Source organism: Streptomyces sp. WM6378, assembly GCF_001279695.1.
Lineage (GTDB): Bacteria > Actinomycetota > Actinomycetes > Streptomycetales > Streptomycetaceae > Streptomyces.
Map to the genome: position 1 here is coordinate 116046 of NZ_LGDD01000002.1, position 17665 is coordinate 133710.

The window sequence follows — 17665 nt, forward strand, 5'->3', positions numbered from 1 at the left end:
TCCCATGAGTACTTTCCAGGCCCCCAAGGGCACGTACGACCTGCTCCCGCCGGACTCGGCGCGCTTCCTCGCCGTGCGCGAGGCCATCGCGGCGCCCCTGAAGCGGTCGGGCTACGGCTACATCGAGACCCCGGGCTTCGAGAACGTCGAGCTCTTCGCGCGCGGTGTCGGCGAGTCCACCGACATCGTCACGAAGGAGATGTACGCCTTCACGACCAAGGGCAACGACAAGCTCGCGCTGCGCCCCGAGGGCACCGCGTCCGTGCTGCGCGCGGCCCTGGAGGCCAACCTGCACAAGGCGGGCAACCTCCCCGTCAAGCTCTGGTACTCGGGCTCGTACTACCGCTACGAGCGCCCGCAGAAGGGCCGTTACAGGCACTTCTCGCAGGTCGGCGCCGAGGCGATCGGCGCGGAGGACCCGGCGATCGACGCCGAGCTGATCATCCTGGCGAACGACGCGTACCGCTCGCTGGGGTTGCGGAACTTCCGCATCCTCCTCAACTCCCTCGGCGACAAGGAGTGCCGCCCCGTCTACCGGGACGCCCTCCAGGACTTCCTGCGCGGGCTCGACCTGGACGAGGACACGCTGCGCCGGGCCGAGATCAACCCGCTGCGGGTGCTCGACGACAAGCGGGACGCGGTCCAGAAGCAGCTGACGGGTGCCCCGCTCCTGCGCGACTACCTGTGCGACGCCTGCAAGGCGTACCACGAGGAGGTGCGCGAGCTCCTGACGGCGGAGGGCGTCGCGTACGAGGACGACGCGCGGCTTGTGCGCGGCCTCGACTACTACACCCGCACGACGTTCGAGTTCGTCCACGACGGTCTGGGCTCGCAGTCCGCGGTCGGCGGCGGCGGTCGCTACGACGGCCTCTCCGAGATGATCGGCGGCCCCGCGCTGCCGTCGGTGGGCTGGGCGCTGGGCGTCGACCGTACGGTCCTCGCCCTGGAGGCCGAGGGTGTCACCCTCGAACTCCCCTCCACGACCAGCGTGTTCGCGGTCCCGCTGGGCGAGGAGGCACGGCGCGTGCTCTTCGCGAAGGTCACGGAGCTGCGGCGGGCGGGCATCGCGGCGGACTTCTCCTTCGGCGCGAAGGGCCTGAAGGGCGCGATGAAGTCCGCGAACCGCTCGGGCGCCCGCTTCACCCTGGTCGCGGGCGAACGGGACCTGGCGGAGGGCGTGGCCCAGCTGAAGGACATGGAATCCGGGGAGCAGACCCCGGTGGCCCTGGATTCGATCCTGGATGAGGTACGCACCCGCCTGGGCTGAGGGGAGCGGGGTGGGCGCAGCCCCCAAGCTCTTGAAGAGCGGGGCGAAAATCAGCCCGTCCGGCGTTTGAGGATCGGGGTCCGGGGCGGAGCCCCGAAGGGGGTGCAGGGGGCGAAGCCCCCGCAGGGGGTCCGGGGGCGTAGCCCCTGGTACTCCTACCTCAGCCCCTCCCACCCCCGGAGGGTCTCGGGAAGAGGCGGGGCGGGGGGCTAAATCAGCCCCAACCCCATCGCCCGCGTAACCGCCGCCGTGCGGTCGTCCACCCCCAGCTTCCCGAAGATCCGTACCACATGCGTCTTCACCGTCGACTCCGCCACGAACAACCGCCGCCCGATCTCGGCATTCGTGCACCCCTCGGCCACCAGCCGCAGCACGGACACCTCCCGCTCCGACAGCCGCGGCCGCTCCGGCCGAGCACGGAGCTGGTCGACGAGGCGCCCCGCGACGGAGGGCGCCAGAACCGTCTCCCCCCGCGCAGCGGCCCGCACCGCCTGCGCGAGCTCCCCCCGCGCGAGGTCCTTGAGCAGATACCCCGCGGCCCCCGCCTCCACGGCCCGCAGAATGTCCCGGTCCGTTTCGTACGTCGTCAGAACGATCACCCGGCACGGCAGCCCCGAGGCGGTCAGGCGGCCGATCGACTCGACCCCGTCGCCGCCGGGCATCCGCAGATCCATCAGCACGATGTCCGGCCGGAGCTCCGCGCACAGCGCCTCGGCCTGCGGGCCGTTGGCGGCGTCGGCCACCACCTCCAGGTCGGGCTCGGCCGCGAGCATCCCGCGCAGCCCCTCCCGTACCACCGGATGGTCGTCGGCGAGCAGGATGCGGATCACGGCGAACTCCTCAACAGCGTTGCAGGGACGGGCAGTTGGACGGTGACCGTGGTGCCCCCGCCCGGCGCGCTGGCGATCTCGGCGGTGCCGCCCACCTCGGCGGCCCGGGCCCGAAGGCCGGCCAGGCCGTACCCCGTACGCGGCGCCGAGGGGTCGAAGCCGCCTCCCTCGTCCCGTACGGACACGGTCAACGAGGCCTCACCGTATGCGAGCGTGAGCCGCACCGGCGCCCCGGGGCCCGCGTGCTTGCGGGCGTTGGAGAGCGCCTCCTGGCAGGACCGCAGGGCCACCACTTCGAGCCCGGCGGGCAACTCCCGCACGGATCCCGTCACTTCGAGCCCGGCCGGGGGCTCGTGCCGGCCGGCGAGGCGGCGTACCGCATCGGGCAGCGAGCCGCCGTCCAGGTCCGCGGGGGCGCCGCCGGCCACCAGGGCCCGGGCCTCCGCCAGGTTCTGGCGGGCGGTGGACTCCATGAGGTCGAGATGGCGCCGGGCCAGCGGAACGTCGTGGTCCAGTTCCGTCTGGACGGCCTGCACCAGCATCAGCACGCTGGTGAAGCCCTGCGCGAGGGTGTCGTGGATCTCCCGCGACATCCGCTCCCGCTCGGTGAGCGCGCCGCGCTCCGCCGAGAGCCGGGCCACCTCCTCACGGCTCGCCTCCAACTCCCCGATCAGCGAGGCCCGTTCCTTGCTCTGCTCGATGATCCGGATGACCCAGGCGCCGAAGAACCCGGAGAAGGCGAGGGTGGCCACCGCGAAGACGGAGTTGAAGAAGACCACCTGGGACTCCGGCCGCCAGATCAGCGCCCAGCCCGCCACGGGCACGACGTTCACGACCGCCATCGTGACCATCGCCTTGCGCAGCGGAAGCAGCATGAAGCAGGGCGGCGCAAGGGCGAACGTGATCAGCCGGGTCTCGCCGACCAGGAACGCGGGCGGCAGGAAGATCGCCACCGAGGCCAGGACGCAGCGCAGGGACTGCCGCTCGTCGGCCCTGTCGCTGAGCATCGCGGGCCGCCCGGCCCGCACATACCAGGGGATGAGCAGCGACATCAGCGCCACCGCGGTGATCCGGTACGGCAGCGACGGGAGGTCGGCGCCGAGCACGAACACCGCGGTCGCCAGCCACACCACCGTGAAGTAGGCGTCCCACGGCAGGAACGAGCGGTCCCACACGTGGGTGTCGCGCGCTCCCGCCGAGGCCGCGAACTCCGTCAGCCGTCGCGGCGGCTCTTCCACCTGAAGGTCAGCAGACACAGGACCAATCCTCCGATGCACCAGGCGCCGAGCACCAGCGCGATCCGTCCGAACTCCCAGCTGCCCGCCTGTTCGAGGACCGCGGCGGACTGCGGCAGGAACACCCCGCGGAAGCCCTGGCACATCCACTTCAGCGGGAACAACGCGCTGATGTCGAGCAGCCAGCCCGGCACCGTGCCCACCGGGATGTAGACACCGGAGATGAACTGGAGCACCAGGAAGGGCAGGACGACCACCGAGCTCGCGCTCCTGCCCGACTTGGGCAGGCTGCTGATCGCGATGCCGAGCAGGGCGCAGCCGGTGATGCCGAGGACGAAGATCCACGAGAACTCCAGCCACTTCGCCGCGGTCGTCGGCAGGTCGAGGCCGAACAGGGTCGAGCCGAAGACCAGCAGCACCGCCGTCTCGGCGACGCCGGTGGCGAGCACCAGCCAGACCTTGCCGAGGAAGTACGCGGCCGGTGACATCGGCGTGCCGCGCAGCCGGCGAAGGACCTTCTCGTCCCGCTCGATGGCGATCGAGATGCCAAGGGACTGGAAGCTGACCGACATGATGCCCGACGCGATCATGCCGGCGGCGTACAGCTGCGAGGCGGTGATCCCGGCGCCCTCGACCTGGCCGCTGAAGATCGACGCGAACAGGGCGAGGAAGACGACCGGGAAGGCGAAGGTGAAGATCACCTGGTCCCGTCGGCGGACGAACTGCTTGATCTCCAGGGAGCCGCGGCGCAGGCCGAGTGACCAGGTGCCGGGCAGCCGGGGAGCCGCCGCACGGGAGGAGACGAGGGTGTCGGTGGTCATCGTGCTTCCTCCTGCTGCGGGTCCAGCTGGCCGGTGAGCCGCAGGTAGACGTCCTCAAGGGTGGGCCGGGCGATCCGGAGGCCCGGGATCTCGCCGTCGAAGCGGTGCATCAGCTCGGCGACGGTGCGGGTCGGCGTCTCGGTGCGCAGGGTGCGCGGCGAGCCGTCGGCCTCCGTCCACTCGACGGTGGCGCCGGTGCCGAGGCTCTGCCGCAGCGCGGCGGGCTCGCCCTCGGCGACGACCTTGCCGCCCGCGATCACCGCGAGCCGGTCGGTGAGCGCCTCCGCCTCCTCCAGATAGTGCGTGGTCAGGACGATGGTGGTGCCCTCGCCCGCCAGCAGCCGGATCAGCTCCCAGAACTGGCGCCGGGCCGCCGGGTCGAAGCCGGTCGTCGGCTCGTCCAGGAGCAGCAGTTCGGGGTCGCCGATCACGCCGAGCGCCACGTCCAGGCGCCGCCGCTGGCCGCCCGAGAGGCCCTTGGTCCGGGCCGACGCCTTCTTCTCCAGGCCGACCAGCGCGATGACCTCTTCCGGGTCGCGGGGCTCGGGGTAGTAGCGGGCGAAGTGGTGCACGGTCTCGCGGACCGTGAGCTCGGCGGGCGCCGACTCGTCCTGCCAGACGATGCCGACCCGCGAGCGCCAGGCCCGCCCGGCACTCGCCGGGTCGGCCCCGAGGACCGACACCTCGCCGCCGTCCCTGCTGCGGTGGCCCTGGAGGATCTCCACCGTGGTGCTCTTGCCGGCCCCGTTGGGGCCGAGGATGCCGAAGACCTCTCCGTGCCGGATCCCGAGGTCGAGTCCGTCGACCGCGGTGACCTCGCCGTACTGCTTGCGAAGTCCGCGTACATCAATCGCCAGTTGCGTCATGGCAAAGAGCGTTCCGCACGGCCGTCGGCTCGGGCACCCTCGTGCGGACCTCCTTATGTCCATCGAACGGTGGACAGTGCGCCCCGTGCGGCAGAATGAGGCGGCGGCAGCACAGGCAACCACGATGACGGGATGACGGACCGGCGCTATGACCACAACACTTGACGACGTCTCCTCCGACTCCGGACACCGAGAGGTGAGCAGCGAGGGGGCGGTCGGCGGCAGCCGCGCCTTCGCCTGGCTGCTCGTGATCACCGGCGTGGCCGGTCTGGTGGCGGCCTGGGTCATCACGCTCGACAAGTTCAAGCTGCTCGAAAACCCCAACTTCGTGCCGGGCTGCAGCCTCAACCCGGTCGTGTCCTGCGGCAACATCATGAAGAGCCACCAGGCGGCCGCCTTCGGCTTCCCGAACCCGATGCTGGGTCTGGTCGCCTACGGCATGGTCATCTGCGTCGGCATGAGCATCCTGGCGGGCGGCCGGTTCCGCCGCTGGTACTGGCTGACCTTCAACGCGGGCACGCTGTTCGGCGTCGGATTCTGCAGCTGGCTCCAGTTCGAGTCGCTGTACCGGATCAACTCGCTCTGCCTGTGGTGCTGCCTGGCGTGGGTCGCCACGATCTTCATGTTCTGGTACGTGACGTCGTTCAACCTCCGCAAGGGCCTGCTGCCCGCGCCGACGTGGGCGAAGAAGTTCCTGTCCGAGTTCACCTGGGTGCTTCCGGCGCTGCACATCGGGGTCATCGGCATGCTGATCCTGACCCGCTGGTGGGACTTCTGGACCAGCTGACCGGGGTCCTTCCGGCTCCGGCGGCGTTGTCAGTGCCGTGACATAGGGTTCTTGACGTGGAACCCGACCTGTTCACCGCAGCCGCAGAGGACCGCCAGGAGAAAGACCCGGCGGGCAGCCCTCTGGCCGTACGGATGCGCCCGCGCGTCCTCGACGAGGTGGTCGGCCAGCAGCACCTCCTGAAGCAGGGCTCGCCACTGCGGCGCCTGGTGGGGGAGGGCGCCGGCGGCCCGGCCGGACCGTCCTCGGTGATCCTGTGGGGCCCGCCGGGCACGGGCAAGACGACACTCGCGTACGTCGTCTCCAAGGCCACCAACAAGCGTTTCGTCGAGCTCTCGGCGATCACCGCCGGGGTGAAGGAAGTCCGCGCGGTCATCGACGGGGCGCGCCGCGCGATCGGCGGCTTCGGCAAGGAGACCGTCCTCTTCCTCGACGAGATCCACCGCTTCTCCAAGGCCCAGCAGGACTCGCTGCTCCCCGCGGTCGAGAACCGCTGGGTCACTCTGATCGCGGCGACGACGGAGAACCCGTACTTCTCGGTGATCTCCCCGCTCCTGTCCCGCTCCCTCCTGCTCACCCTCGAACCGCTCACCGACGACGACCTGAAGGCGCTCGTCCAGCGGGCGCTCACCGAGGAGCGAGGACTGGGCGGCGCGGTCTCCCTGCCCTCGGACGCCGAGGCCCACCTGCTGCGCATCGCGGGCGGCGACGCGCGCCGGGCGCTGACCGCCCTGGAGGCGGGGGCCGGCTCCGCGCTCGCCAAGTCGGAGCAGGAGATCACGCTCCAGACGCTGGAAGAGACGGTCGACCGGGCGGCCGTGAAGTACGACAAGGGCGGCGACCAGCACTACGACGTGGCGAGCGCCCTGATCAAGTCGATCCGCGGCTCGGACGTGGACGCGGCGCTGCACTATCTGGCCCGGATGATCGAAGCGGGCGAGGACCCCCGTTTCATCGCCCGGCGCCTGATCATCTCCGCGAGCGAGGACATCGGCCTGGCGGATCCGACCGCGCTGCCCACGGCGGTGGCGGCGGCCCAGGCCGTTGCCCTGATCGGCTTCCCCGAGGCGGCCCTGACGCTGAGCCACGCCACGATCGCGCTGGCGCTCGCCCCGAAGTCCAACTCGGCGACGACGGCGATCGCCGCCGCGATGGAGGACGTCCGCAAGGGTTTGGCGGGCCCCGTTCCGCCGCACCTGCGGGACGGCCACTACAAGGGCGCGGCCAAGCTCGGCCACGCCCAGGGCTACGTCTACCCGCACGACGTGCCGGGCGCGATCGCCTCCCAGCAGTACGCCCCGGACGCGGTGGCGGACCGGCGCTACTACGAGCCGACGCGGTACGGGGCGGAGGCGCGGTACGCGGACGTGGTGGAGAAGGTGCGGGAACGTTTGGGCCGGGCCCAGGACTAGCCCCCCCACCCCGCCCCTTCCCGCTGTGACACTCTGCGGCTCCGCCGCGTGGCCCCCCGGGGGGGAATGGGCTGAGGTCCGTTCCGGGGGCGCTGCCTCCGGGCCGCCGCTCCTCAAACGCCGGAGGGGCTAGATGCGGTCGGCCTTTCGCTGCGGGCCGTAGGTGGCTGATCGCGCAGTTCCCCGCGCCCCTAGCAGCATCGGTCCTGGCCGGTACCGGAATCTTCAGCCTGTCCGGCGTTTGAGGACGAGCGCCTTTAAGGCGCGAACGGGGTCTGGGGCGGAGCCCCAGGTGAGCGGTCTTTCCCTTTCCCACCCCCGGAGGGTCTCGTTCCCACCCCGGAGGGTCTCAGGAAGGGGCGGGGTGGGGGGACTACCCGGCCGCCGCCTCGAAGAGCTGGTGCATCGCGCGGCGTAGGGCCGTGATGTCCCCCACCGGATCGGGGAAGTCGAACCGCGCGTCGAAGGTGTGGCCGTCGGTCCGGCCGAAACGTACTCGCAGGCCGAAGCGGTCGAGTGCCAGCGGGGTGACCCTGGCCACCCCCTCCCGCTCCACGAGCCCGCAAAGGAGCCGCACCTGCTCGCCGTGGGCGGAGTCGAGGTGCTGGAGGAGCTCGGTCTCGTGCCGTACGAGGGGATCGGGCGTTGCCCGGGCGAAGTCCTCGGGGTCCACCGCGCTCGCGCCCCACAGGTCGTCCACGTAGGCGTCGCCGACTTCGAGGCGGAGCATCATGCGGCCCGGGCCCGCCTGCCCCGGCACCCGGGTCAGCCAGCCGGAGACCCAGGCGCGGCCCCGGATACGGTGGGGGACGGACACCGGAGCCACGTCCGTGATCTCCAGGACGGCCCGGACCTCGTCGTCCTGCGCGTGCGTGGCGGCCCGTACGGCCGGGGAATCGGCGGGGAAGTCCAGGAACAGGTCGCCGTCGGGACCGACGCTGCGGACGTCGGCCGTCAGCTGCTCCGGGCGGGCCCCGGCAAGGCCGGGTACGAGCAGCACCGCCGAGCAGGTACTATGTACGAGAGTTCGTGTGCGCTCGGCTGCTGACGGCATCCGCGCGATTTCAAGTCCGCTGGGACGCGGCTGACCACGATCTGATCGGACCTCCGTCACGTGCCCGGCCCCATGCTTCGACTGGGGGCTGGTGGAGTCGACCCCTCCTGTGGGAGCAGGGTCGGCCTTCTTCGTGCTGTCCGTGATGTGACTGGTGTTCCCCGGACGCGACATGCGATCTCCTTGAGTAAGGTGAGCCTAACCTAACCCAACCATGGAGGTTTGGAGAACGTGCCTAACCAGTCGCGTCCCAAGGTCAAGAAGTCTCGTGCGCTCGGCATCGCGCTGACGCCGAAGGCCGTCAAGTACTTCGAGGCCCGCCCCTACCCGCCGGGCGAGCACGGCCGTGGCCGCAAGCAGAACTCGGACTACAAGGTCCGTCTGCTCGAGAAGCAGCGTCTGCGCGCCCAGTACGACATCAGCGAGCGCCAGATGGCGCGTGCCTACGACCGCGCCAAGAAGGCCGAAGGCAAGACGGGCGAGGCGCTGGTCGTCGAGCTTGAGCGTCGCCTCGACGCCCTGGTTCTGCGTTCGGGCATCGCCCGCACCATCTACCAGGCCCGCCAGATGGTCGTGCACGGTCACATCCAGGTCAACGGTGGCAAGGTCGACAAGCCGTCGTTCCGCGTCCGTCCGGACGACGTCGTGACCGTCCGCGAGCGCAGCCGCGAGAAGGTCCCCTTCCAGGTTGCCCGCGAGGGTGGCTACGCCGGCGAGGGCGAGACCCCGCGCTACCTCCAGGTGAACCTGAAGGCCCTGGCCTTCCGCCTGGACCGCGACCCGAACCGCAAGGAAATCCCGGTCATCTGCGACGAGCAGCTCGTCGTCGAGTACTACGCCCGCTGATCCAGGCGTAACACCGGAGCCTCAGCGCTTCAGCCCGTCGTCCCCCGCTCCGCACGGAGCGGGAGGCGGCGGGCTTTCGCGTGTCCGGCCCCCTCGTGCGGCTGCCCCTCACGTCCGGGCGCCAACTCCCATACGCCGTCGGCCACTTGACCCAGTGCGCGGGCCACCGCCGCGTCCGTGTCGAGCCGGACGCCGAGCCGCCGGTGCTCCTCGTACGCCGTGTCCCCGAGCCGCTCCCTGGTCCGCTCCTCGCAGAGGACGTGCGCCGCGTGGAAGTACGCCGAGCCGAACAGGAGCAGGCCCACCGATGGCCAGATCCGCCCGGCGGCCCCTTGCAGGACGGCCGCCTTCGCCGGATCCCCGGTGCCACCTCGACGAGCGCCAGCACCTCCAGGGCGAGCACCGTGCCCACCAGATCGTGGAAGGCGTGGTTGACCGCGAGCGTCTCCCGGAGCAGCCCTTGCGCGCGCGCCGGATCGCCGCCGTACCAGGCCGCGTACGCCAGGACGTACAGCGCGTAGGCGCGGGCCCAGCGCTCCCCGTGGTCCTCGCAGATCTCCACGACCTGCTCGCACACCGAGACGGCCTCCTCAAGACGGCCCCGGAAACCCACCGCCATCGCCATCTCGACCTGGCCCATCAGCACATTGCTGTTGAGCTCGCCGACCTCGTCGTACCCGGCGAGGGCCTCGCGCAGCAGCTCCTCGGCGCGCGGCATGTCGTCGGTGGCCAGGGCCAGACAGCCCGTGCGGTGCACGGCGTATGCCGCGGCCACCGGATCGCCGCAGAGCTCGGCCTCCTCGCGGCACTCCTGCAGCGCGGCGATCGCCCGCGGTGGCGCCGGTGCAGCCGGTCCGCGTCGCCCGTCGCTGTCAGCCACTCGCCGCCGTACTCGCGGACCGTGTGGAGCAGCCGGTAGCGGATGCCGAAGGGGCCGTCCTCGCGCGTCACCACCGACTGGTCGAGCAGCTCGCCCAGGACGTCGACCACCTCCGCCGGCGGCAGATCGGGGCCCACGCAGATGTACTCGACGGCCTCCAGGTCGAAGGCCCCGGCGAACACGGAGAGCCGAGCCCACAGCAGCCGCGGCGCCGCCATGCACAGTTCGTGGCTCCAGCCGATGGTCGTGCGCAGCGTCCGGTGGCGGGGGAGCGCCCCGCGTCCGCCGCCGGTGAGCAGCCGGAACCGGTCGTCCAGCCGGTGCAGCAACTGCTCCACCGACAGCCTCCCGAGCCGGCCGGCCGCCAGCTCCAGGGCCAGCGGAATCCCGTCGAGCCGGCGGCACAGCTCGGCGGCGGCCGCGGCCCGCAGTGCGATACGAGTCTTGCCGACCCCGCCGACCCCGCCGACCCCGCCGACGCCGGTCACGGTGACCATGCGCGCCTCGCGGAGCAGTCGGTCCAGGCGGTCCAGTTCTCGGTCTCGCCCGACGAAACGGTTCAACTCTGCGGGCAGGTGGGAGCGCATGGAACACGCGGCGTACTCAAGCGTATGCACTGCGTACAATCGGGTTGCGCCGCTCCGCTTGTGGCCGCCCGGAATGCGGTACGGGAAGCCATCCCCGGCGCGATAGGGTCGGAGGACTACCTTTTTCGAGGTTTTCGGGTTCCGACGGGTTGCGGGGAGCGGTGCAAGTGTCCGGTGGAGAGGTGGCCGGGATCCTGGTGGCCGTCTTCTGGGCGATCCTGGTGTCCTTCCTCGCGGTCGTTCTCGTGAGGCTGGCCCAGACGCTGAAGGCGACGACCAAACTGGTCGCGGACGTCACCGACCAGGCCGTCCCGTTGCTCGCGGACGCCTCCACCGCGGTGCGCTCGGCACAGACCCAGCTCGACCGGGTCGACGCCATCGCGTCGGACGTCCAGGAGGTCACCTCCAACGCCTCCGCGCTCTCCACCACCGTCGCCTCCACCTTCGGGGGCCCGCTGGTGAAGGTGGCGGCCTTCGGGTACGGGGTGCGCCGGGCGATCGGCCGCAAGGGCGCCGCCCCCGCCGATGTGCCCGCTCGGGAGAGCCGACGTAACGTGATCGTCGGGCGGACCGTGCCGTCCGCGCGGCGCTCCAAGCGAAAGGGCTGACGCTGCGATGTTCCGCCGTACGTTCTGGTTCACCGCGGGCGCGGCCGCCGGAGTCTGGGCCACCACCAAGGTCAACCGGAAGCTGAAACAGCTCACCCCGGAGAGCCTGGCCGCGCGCACCGCCGACAAGGCGGTCGAGGCCGGCCACCGGCTCAAGGACTTCGCCCTCGACATCAAGTCCGGCATGGCGCAGCGCGAGGCCGAACTCAACGACGTCCTGGGCATCGGCGAGAGCGAGCCGCCGCGCGAACTTCCCGCGCAGCGCCGCCTCGTCGCCATCGAGACCACACAACAGCAGTACACCAAGCATTCGTTCAACCGGAATGAGGACCACTGATGGAGTCGGCTGAGATTCGCCGCCGCTGGCTGAGCTTCTTCGAGGAGCGCGGGCACACCGTCGTCCCTTCGGCGTCGCTCATCGCGGACGACCCGACTCTGCTGCTCGTCAACGCGGGCATGGTCCCCTTCAAGCCGTACTTCCTCGGTGAGACCAAGCCGCCCGCGCCGCGCGCCACCAGCGTGCAGAAGTGCGTGCGCACCCCGGACATCGAAGAGGTCGGCAAGACCACCCGGCACGGCACGTTCTTCCAGATGTGCGGCAACTTCTCCTTCGGGGACTACTTCAAGGAAGGCGCCATCAAGTACGCCTGGGAGCTGCTCACCAGCTCCGTGGCGGACGGCGGCTACGGCCTGGAGCCCGAGAAGCTCTGGATCACGGTCTACCTCGACGACGACGAGGCCGAGCGCATCTGGCACGAGGTCGTCGGGGTGCCGAAGGAGCGCATCCAGCGCCTGGGCAAGAAGGACAACTTCTGGTCCATGGGCGTGCCCGGACCGTGCGGCCCCTGCTCCGAGATCAACTACGACCGCGGCCCCGAGTTCGGCGCCGAGGGCGGCCCGGCCGTCAACGACGAGCGGTACGTGGAGATCTGGAACCTGGTCTTCATGCAGTACGAGCGCGGCGCCGGGGAGAACAAGGAGGACTTCCCGATCCTCGGCGACCTGCCCTCCAAGAACATCGACACCGGTCTCGGTCTCGAACGCCTCGCGATGATCCTGCAGGGCGTGCAGAACATGTACGAGACCGACACCCTGCGCGTCGTCATGGAGAAGGCCACCGAGCTGACGGGCGTGCGCTACGGCGACAAGCACGAGTCCGACGTCTCGATGCGCGTCGTCGCCGACCACATCCGTACGTCCGTGATGCTCATCGGCGACGGCGTGACCCCGGGCAACGAGGGCCGCGGCTATGTGCTGCGCCGCATCATGCGCCGCGCCATCCGCAACATGCGCCTCATGGGTGCCACCGGCCCGGTCGTCCAGGACTTGATCGACGTCGTCATCAAGACGATGGGCCAGCAGTACCCGGAGCTCGTCACCGACCGCAAGCGCATCGAGACGGTCGCCCTCGCCGAGGAGGCCGCCTTCCTCAAGGCGCTGCGCGGCGGCACCAACATCCTGGACACCGCCATCACCGAGACCAAGGCCACCGGTGGCACGGTCCTGGCCGGCGACAAGGCGTTCCTGCTCCACGACACCTGGGGCTTCCCGATCGACCTCACCCTGGAGATGGCCGCCGAACAGGGCCTCTCCGTGGACGAGGACGGCTTCCGCCGCCTGATGAAGCAGCAGCGCGACCAGGCGAAGGCCGACGCGCGCGCCAAGAAGACCGGCCACGCCGACCTGTCCGCCTACCGCGAGGTGGCCGACGCCTCCGGCGAGACCGACTTCACCGGCTACGCCTCCACCGAGAACGAGTCGACCATCGTCGGCCTGCTCGTCGACGGCGTGCCCTCGCCCGCCGCCACCGAGGGCGACGAGGTCGAGGTCGTCCTCGACCGCACCCCCTTCTACGCCGAGGGCGGTGGCCAGCTCGCCGACCAGGGCCGGATCAAGCTCGACACCGGCGCGGTCATCGAGATCCGCGACGTGCAGAAGCCGGTCCCCGGCGTCCACGTGCACAAGGGTGTCGTCCAGGTCGGCGAGGTGACGGTCGGCGCCTCCGCGTACGCCGCCATCGACACCAAGCGCCGCCGCGCGATCGCCCGCGCCCACTCCGCGACCCACCTCACCCACCAGGCGCTGCGCGACGCGCTCGGCCCGACGGCCGCCCAGGCCGGCTCCGAGAACTCGCCGGGCCGCTTCCGCTTCGACTTCGGTTCGCCCGCGGCCGTTCCCGGCACGGTCCTCACGGACGTCGAGCAGAAGATCAACGAGGTGCTCGCCCGCGAACTGGACGTGCAGGCCGAGGTCATGTCGATCGACGAGGCCAAGAAGCAGGGCGCCATCGCCGAGTTCGGCGAGAAGTACGGCGAGCGGGTCCGCGTCGTCACCATCGGCGACTTCTCCAAGGAGCTGTGCGGCGGCACCCACGTCCACAACACCGCCCAGCTGGGCCTGGTGAAGCTGCTCGGCGAGTCGTCCATCGGCTCGGGCGTGCGCCGCATCGAGGCGCTGGTCGGCGTGGACGCGTACAACTTCCTGGCCCGCGAGCACACGGTCGTGGCCCAGCTCCAGGAGCTGGTCAAGGGCCGTTCCGAGGAGCTGCCGGAGAAGATCTCCACCATGCTCGGCAAGCTGAAGGACGCCGAGAAGGAGATCGAGAAGTTCCGCGCGGAGAAGGTGCTGCAGGCCGCCGCCGGTCTCGTCGACTCCGCCAAGGACGTCCGTGGCACCGCGCTCGTCACGGGCCAGGTGCCGGACGGCACCTCCGCGGACGACCTGCGCAAGCTGGTCCTGGACGTGCGCGGCCGCATCCCCGGCGACCGCCCGGCCGTCGTCGCGCTGTTCACCACGGCCAACGGCCGCCCGGTGACCGTCATCGCCACCAACGAGGCCGCCCGCGAGCGCGGTCTCAAGGCCGGTGAGCTGGTCCGCACCGCCGCCAAGACCCTCGGCGGCGGTGGTGGCGGCAAGCCGGACGTCGCCCAGGGCGGCGGCCAGAACCCGGACGCGATCGGAGACGCGATGGACGCCGTCGAGCGCCAGGTCGCTGAGATCTCGTGAGCGACGAGCGCGCGGCCGCCGGGCCGCAGCCGACGATGACGCCCGCACCTCTGCGCCGCGCGGTCGGAGAAGCGAACGATCGGGCAGGTGCCTGATGCGCCGAGGACGCCGACTGGCGATCGATGTCGGTGACGCCCGGATCGGGGTCGCCTCGTGCGACCCCGACGGGGTGCTCGCCACGCCGGTGGAGACCGTGCCGGGACGCGACGTCCCGGCCGCCCACCGGCGGCTGCGGCAGCTCGTGGCGGAGTACGAGCCGATCGAAGTGATCGTCGGACTGCCCCGCTCCCTCAACGGGGGCGAGGGCCCGGCGGCGGCCAAAGTCCGCCTGTTCACCCAGGAGTTGGCGCGCGGCATCGCCCCGATCGGGGTGCGGCTCGTCGACGAGCGGATGACGACGGTGACGGCCAGTCAGGGGCTGCGCGCCTCCGGGGTGAAGTCCAAGAAGGGACGTTCCGTCATCGATCAGGCAGCCGCCGTGATCATTCTTCAGAACGCGCTTGAGGCCGAACGGGTGTCAGGTAATGCTCCGGGCGAAGGCGTCGAAGTGGTTATCTGATCGCGATACGGTAACGTTCCGGCCGATGCGGAGGCATTCGAACAGTCACCGCACAGCAAAAGAGGCGGACCGTCCGGATGCCTCGCGGCTCTAGGGGACCGATGACTGAGTATGGCCGGGGCGCAGGCTCCGAACCGTGGCACCCAGAGGATCCCCTCTACGGGGACCAGGGGTGGGGAGCGCAGCAGGCTGCGTCCGGTCAGCAGGCTCCGTACGGCGGCCACGAGCAGCAGCCGCAGCAGCAGTACCAGCAGCAGCCTCAGCAGCAGTACTACCCGCAGCAGCCGCAGGACCCGTACGCGTCGCAGCCGCAGTACGCCGAGCAACAGCTCCAGCAGGGCTACGCCGAACAGCCCCAGCAGGGCTACCCCCAGCCGCAGTACGCGGACCAGTACGCGGCCCAGCCCCAGCAGTACAACGGGAGCGGGGGCTGGGACACCGCCACGGGCCAGCAGGCCGCCATGCCGTACGCGGGCCAGCAGCCCGACCCGTACAACAACGGCTACGCCGACGAGGGCCACGACCTCTACAGCACCCCCGAGGCGTATCCGCCGCCGCAGCCGCCCGGCCAGCGCACGGCGCCGGCCGTGCCCGAGGTGCCGGAGCAGGGCGGTGAGTGGGACGCCGAGCCGCAGGAGGAGAGCCACCCGTTCTTCACCGGCGCCGATGATGGCGAACGCGAAGACGACGATCCGCGCGAGTCCCGCCGCGGCACCGGCGGCGGTGGCCGCGACCGTCGCGGCAAGACCAAGAAGAAGGGCAAGAGCGGGCGCGCCTGCCTGGTCCTCGCGGTGGTCTTCGCCGTCGGTGTCGGGGGCGTCGGCTACGTGGGCTACGACTTCTACCAGAAGAAGTTCGGCGCGGCCCCCGACTACGTGGGTGAGGGCAGCAGCGAGACCGTCACCGTCGAGATCCCGACGGGTGCGGGCGGTTCCGAGATCGGCCAGCTCCTCAAGCAGGCCGGTGTCGTCAAGAGCATCGACGCCTTCGTCCAGGCCCAGAACGACGACCCCAAGGGCAAGACGATCCAGGCCGGCGCCTACACGATGAAGAAGGGCATGTCCGCGGCCAACGCGGTCAAGCTCATGCTCAATCCGAGCAGCCGCAACTCCCTCATCATTCCCGAAGGCAAACGCAACTCCTGGGTCTACGGGGAGATCGACACCCGGCTCGGCCTGCGCCCGGGCACGACCAAGGACATCGCGCTCAAGAACGCCGGCAGCATGGGCCTGCCCGACTGGGCCAAGGGCCACAAGAACGTCAAGGACCCGCTGGAAGGATTCCTCTACCCGGCGAGCTACCCGGTCGCCAAGGGCATGAAGCCCGAGGACGTACTGAAGAAGATGGTCAACCGGGCCAGCTCCGAGTACGGCAAGCAGGACCTGGCCGCCGAGGCCAAGAAGCTCAACCTGGACGGCCCCTGGCAGCTCATCACCGTGGCCAGCCTCGTGCAGGCCGAGGGCAAGACGCACGACGACTTCCGCAAGATGGCCGAGGTCGTCTACAACCGCCTCAAGCCGGACAACACCCAGACCAACCAGAAGCTCCAGTTCGACTCGGCGTACAACTACCTCACGGGCAAGAGCAACATCAAGATCGGCCTGGCCGAGATCAACAGCAACCCGGACCCGTACAACACCTACAAGTGGCGGGGCCTGACCCCCGGGCCGATCGGCAACCCCGGCACGGACGCGCTGGCCGCCGCGCTGAACCCGACGGGCGACGGCTGGATGTACTTCGTGGCCACCGACGGCGAGAAGAAGACCGAATTCGCCAAGACCCTGACCGAGTTCAACAAGCTGAAGGATGAGTTCAATGCCCAGTCCGGCCAGTGAGGGCGCGCGACGGGCGGCCGTGCTCGGGTCGCCCATCGCGCACTCGCTCTCCCCGGTCCTGCACCGGGCCGCGTACGCCGAACTCGGCCTCGACCACTGGTCCTACGACCGGTTCGAGGTCGGCGAGGCGGATCTCTCCCGCTTCTTCGCGGGGCTCGACACCTCCTGGGCCGGCCTCTCGCTCACGATGCCGCTGAAGCGGGCGGTCATCCCGCTGCTCGACGCGGTCAGCGCGACGGCGGCCTCGGTCGAGGCGGTCAACACCGTCGTCTTCACGGACGACGGCCGCCGCCTCGGCGACAACACCGACATCCCCGGCATGATCGCGGCCCTGGGTGAGCGCGGAGTAACCCGGGTCGATTCCGCCGCCGTCCTCGGCGCGGGCGCGACCGCCTCCTCGGCGCTCGCCGCGCTCGCGCGCATCTGCACCGGCCAGGTCACGGCGTACGTACGCTCCGAGGCGCGGGCCGAGGAGATGCGCGGCTGGGGCGAACGGCTCGGCGTCGACGTCCGCACCGCCGACTGGTCGCGGGCCGAGGACGCCTTCGCGGCGCCGCTGGTCATCGCGACCACCCCGGCCGGCACCACCGACGCGCTGGCCGAGGCCGTCCCCGAGCGTCCCGGCACCCTCTTCGACGTCCTGTACGAGCCCTGGCCGACCGCGCTCGCGGCCGCCTGGTCGGGGCGCGGGGGAGCGGTCGTCGGCGGACTGGACCTCCTCGTGCACCAGGCGGTGCTCCAGGTCGAGCAGATGACGGGGTGCCCGACGGCCCCGCTCGACGCCATGCGCAAGGCCGGCGAGGCGGCGCTGGCTGCCCGATAGAGGGCACCGGAGGGGGTTTCACGTCCGTCTGATGGACCTCCCGCCGGGTCATCGCTCCGGCCATGGGAGGATCAGGGGTGGCGGGCCAGGGCCGCGCACCCCGGCCGCGCCGTCGGAGTACCAGGACGCGCGAGCAACGAGGAGCACCGTTGAGCAGGTTGCGTTGGCTGACCGCTGGGGAGTCCCACGGACCCGCACTTGTCGCGACGCTGGAGGGTCTTCCCGCCGGCGTGCCGATCACCACGGAGC

The 17665-nt window shown here is 70.8% G+C and carries 16 protein-coding genes and 1 pseudogene; 11 read left to right on the top strand and 6 right to left on the bottom strand.

Translation table 11 applies throughout. The features are described from left to right. The first annotated feature begins 4 nt into the window (after positions 1-4). Complete coding sequence (hisS, locus tag ADK54_RS01615; RefSeq protein WP_053723642.1) at positions 5-1267, top strand: histidine--tRNA ligase; 1263 nt, start codon at positions 5-7, stop codon at positions 1265-1267. A gap of 209 nt (positions 1268-1476) precedes the next feature. Here the strand turns inward: hisS and ADK54_RS01620 are convergent, their stop codons facing one another. The 4 genes from ADK54_RS01620 to ADK54_RS01635 are packed head-to-tail and all read right to left on the bottom strand — an operon-like array spanning position 1477 to position 5019. Continuing rightward, a complete protein-coding gene (locus ADK54_RS01620) occupies positions 1477-2097 on the bottom strand; it encodes a response regulator (RefSeq protein WP_053723643.1) in 621 nt (206 codons plus the stop codon). Beyond that, positions 2094-3353 carry a sensor histidine kinase gene (locus ADK54_RS01625; protein WP_078966059.1) on the bottom strand — a complete coding sequence of 420 codons (1260 nt, stop codon included), beginning with the start codon at positions 3351-3353 and terminating at the stop codon, positions 2094-2096. Before ADK54_RS01625 ends, ADK54_RS01620 begins: the two co-directional genes overlap by 4 nt. Further along, positions 3311-4153 (bottom strand): ABC transporter permease, encoded by an 843-nt coding sequence (locus ADK54_RS01630; protein ID WP_053723645.1) that lies wholly within the window; start codon positions 4151-4153, stop codon positions 3311-3313. Before ADK54_RS01630 ends, ADK54_RS01625 begins: the two co-directional genes overlap by 43 nt. Beyond that, the gene (locus ADK54_RS01635) at positions 4150-5019 is read right to left on the bottom strand and encodes an ABC transporter ATP-binding protein (RefSeq protein WP_053723646.1); all 870 of its coding nucleotides are present in this window, start codon (positions 5017-5019) and stop codon (positions 4150-4152) included. Before ADK54_RS01635 ends, ADK54_RS01630 begins: the two co-directional genes overlap by 4 nt. Before the next feature lie 148 nt (positions 5020-5167). On the opposite strand from ADK54_RS01635, the gene ADK54_RS01640 reads away from it, so the two are divergent. Both ADK54_RS01640 and ADK54_RS01645 read left to right on the top strand, forming a co-directional pair. Further along, entirely contained in the window at positions 5168-5806 is a 639-nt protein-coding gene (locus ADK54_RS01640) for a vitamin K epoxide reductase family protein (protein WP_053723647.1), read from the top strand. Positions 5807-5862: 56 nt separating this feature from the next. Continuing rightward, the gene (locus ADK54_RS01645) at positions 5863-7218 is read left to right on the top strand and encodes a replication-associated recombination protein A (protein WP_053723648.1); all 1356 of its coding nucleotides are present in this window, start codon (positions 5863-5865) and stop codon (positions 7216-7218) included. 373 nt (positions 7219-7591) lie between these two features. Here ADK54_RS01645 and ADK54_RS01650 read toward each other — a convergent pair whose 3' ends face one another. Then, positions 7592-8272, bottom strand: coding sequence for a DUF2470 domain-containing protein (locus tag ADK54_RS01650; protein ID WP_053723649.1), 681 nt, complete (start codon positions 8270-8272; stop codon positions 7592-7594). Positions 8273-8503: 231 nt separating this feature from the next. Here ADK54_RS01650 and rpsD point away from each other — a divergent pair, with 231 nt between their 5' ends. After that, entirely contained in the window at positions 8504-9118 is a 615-nt protein-coding gene (gene rpsD / locus ADK54_RS01655; RefSeq protein ID WP_053723667.1) for a 30S ribosomal protein S4, read from the top strand. A gap of 40 nt (positions 9119-9158) precedes the next feature. On the opposite strand, the pseudogene ADK54_RS42775 reads toward rpsD, so the two are convergent. Then, positions 9159-10585, bottom strand: a pseudogene (locus ADK54_RS42775) (ATP-binding protein); the annotation flags it as partial. 167 nt (positions 10586-10752) lie between these two features. On the opposite strand from ADK54_RS42775, the gene ADK54_RS01670 reads away from it, so the two are divergent. From ADK54_RS01670 to ADK54_RS44555, 7 genes are all read left to right on the top strand, one after another. Continuing rightward, on the top strand, positions 10753-11193 hold the full coding sequence (locus tag ADK54_RS01670) for a DUF948 domain-containing protein (RefSeq protein WP_053723652.1): 441 nt from the start codon (positions 10753-10755) through the stop codon (positions 11191-11193). A 7-nt stretch (positions 11194-11200) separates the two neighbouring features. Continuing rightward, positions 11201-11530 carry a DUF6167 family protein gene (locus ADK54_RS01675; protein WP_053723653.1) on the top strand — a complete coding sequence of 110 codons (330 nt, stop codon included), beginning with the start codon at positions 11201-11203 and terminating at the stop codon, positions 11528-11530. After that, positions 11530-14199, top strand: a complete 2670-nt coding sequence (gene alaS, locus ADK54_RS01680) for an alanine--tRNA ligase (protein ID WP_053723654.1) — start codon at positions 11530-11532, stop codon at positions 14197-14199. The genes ADK54_RS01675 and alaS overlap by 1 nt, the downstream gene beginning before the upstream one ends. A gap of 94 nt (positions 14200-14293) precedes the next feature. After that, entirely contained in the window at positions 14294-14758 is a 465-nt protein-coding gene (ruvX, locus tag ADK54_RS01685; protein WP_053723655.1) for a Holliday junction resolvase RuvX, read from the top strand. Positions 14759-14859: 101 nt separating this feature from the next. Next, positions 14860-16593: an endolytic transglycosylase MltG gene (mltG, locus tag ADK54_RS01690; RefSeq protein WP_053723656.1), complete on the top strand. Its 1734-nt coding sequence runs from the start codon at positions 14860-14862 to the stop codon at positions 16591-16593. After that, positions 16574-17416: a shikimate dehydrogenase gene (locus ADK54_RS01695; RefSeq protein WP_053723657.1), complete on the top strand. Its 843-nt coding sequence runs from the start codon at positions 16574-16576 to the stop codon at positions 17414-17416. The genes mltG and ADK54_RS01695 overlap by 20 nt, the downstream gene beginning before the upstream one ends. A gap of 149 nt (positions 17417-17565) precedes the next feature. Continuing rightward, the coding region (locus ADK54_RS44555) for a chorismate synthase (protein WP_159047589.1) at positions 17566-17665 on the top strand (100 nt) is incomplete at its 3' end.

Excerpts from the sequence above, each read along its gene's own strand:
- ADK54_RS01635 (WP_053723646.1), bottom strand. The coding sequence starts at position 5,019 with ATGACGCAACTGGCGATTGATGTACGCGGACTTCGCAAGCAGTACGGC.
- ADK54_RS01640 (WP_053723647.1), top strand. The coding sequence starts at position 5,168 with ATGACCACAACACTTGACGACGTCTCCTCCGACTCCGGACACCGAGAG.
- ADK54_RS01630 (WP_053723645.1), bottom strand. The coding sequence starts at position 4,153 with ATGACCACCGACACCCTCGTCTCCTCCCGTGCGGCGGCTCCCCGGCTG.
- ADK54_RS01695 (WP_053723657.1), top strand. The coding sequence starts at position 16,574 with ATGCCCAGTCCGGCCAGTGAGGGCGCGCGACGGGCGGCCGTGCTCGGG.
- ADK54_RS01675 (WP_053723653.1), top strand. The coding sequence starts at position 11,201 with ATGTTCCGCCGTACGTTCTGGTTCACCGCGGGCGCGGCCGCCGGAGTC.
- mltG (WP_053723656.1), top strand. The coding sequence starts at position 14,860 with ATGACTGAGTATGGCCGGGGCGCAGGCTCCGAACCGTGGCACCCAGAG.
- alaS (WP_053723654.1), top strand. The coding sequence starts at position 11,530 with ATGGAGTCGGCTGAGATTCGCCGCCGCTGGCTGAGCTTCTTCGAGGAG.
- ruvX (WP_053723655.1), top strand. The coding sequence starts at position 14,294 with ATGCGCCGAGGACGCCGACTGGCGATCGATGTCGGTGACGCCCGGATC.
- hisS (WP_053723642.1), top strand. The coding sequence starts at position 5 with ATGAGTACTTTCCAGGCCCCCAAGGGCACGTACGACCTGCTCCCGCCG.
- ADK54_RS01650 (WP_053723649.1), bottom strand. The coding sequence starts at position 8,272 with ATGCCGTCAGCAGCCGAGCGCACACGAACTCTCGTACATAGTACCTGC.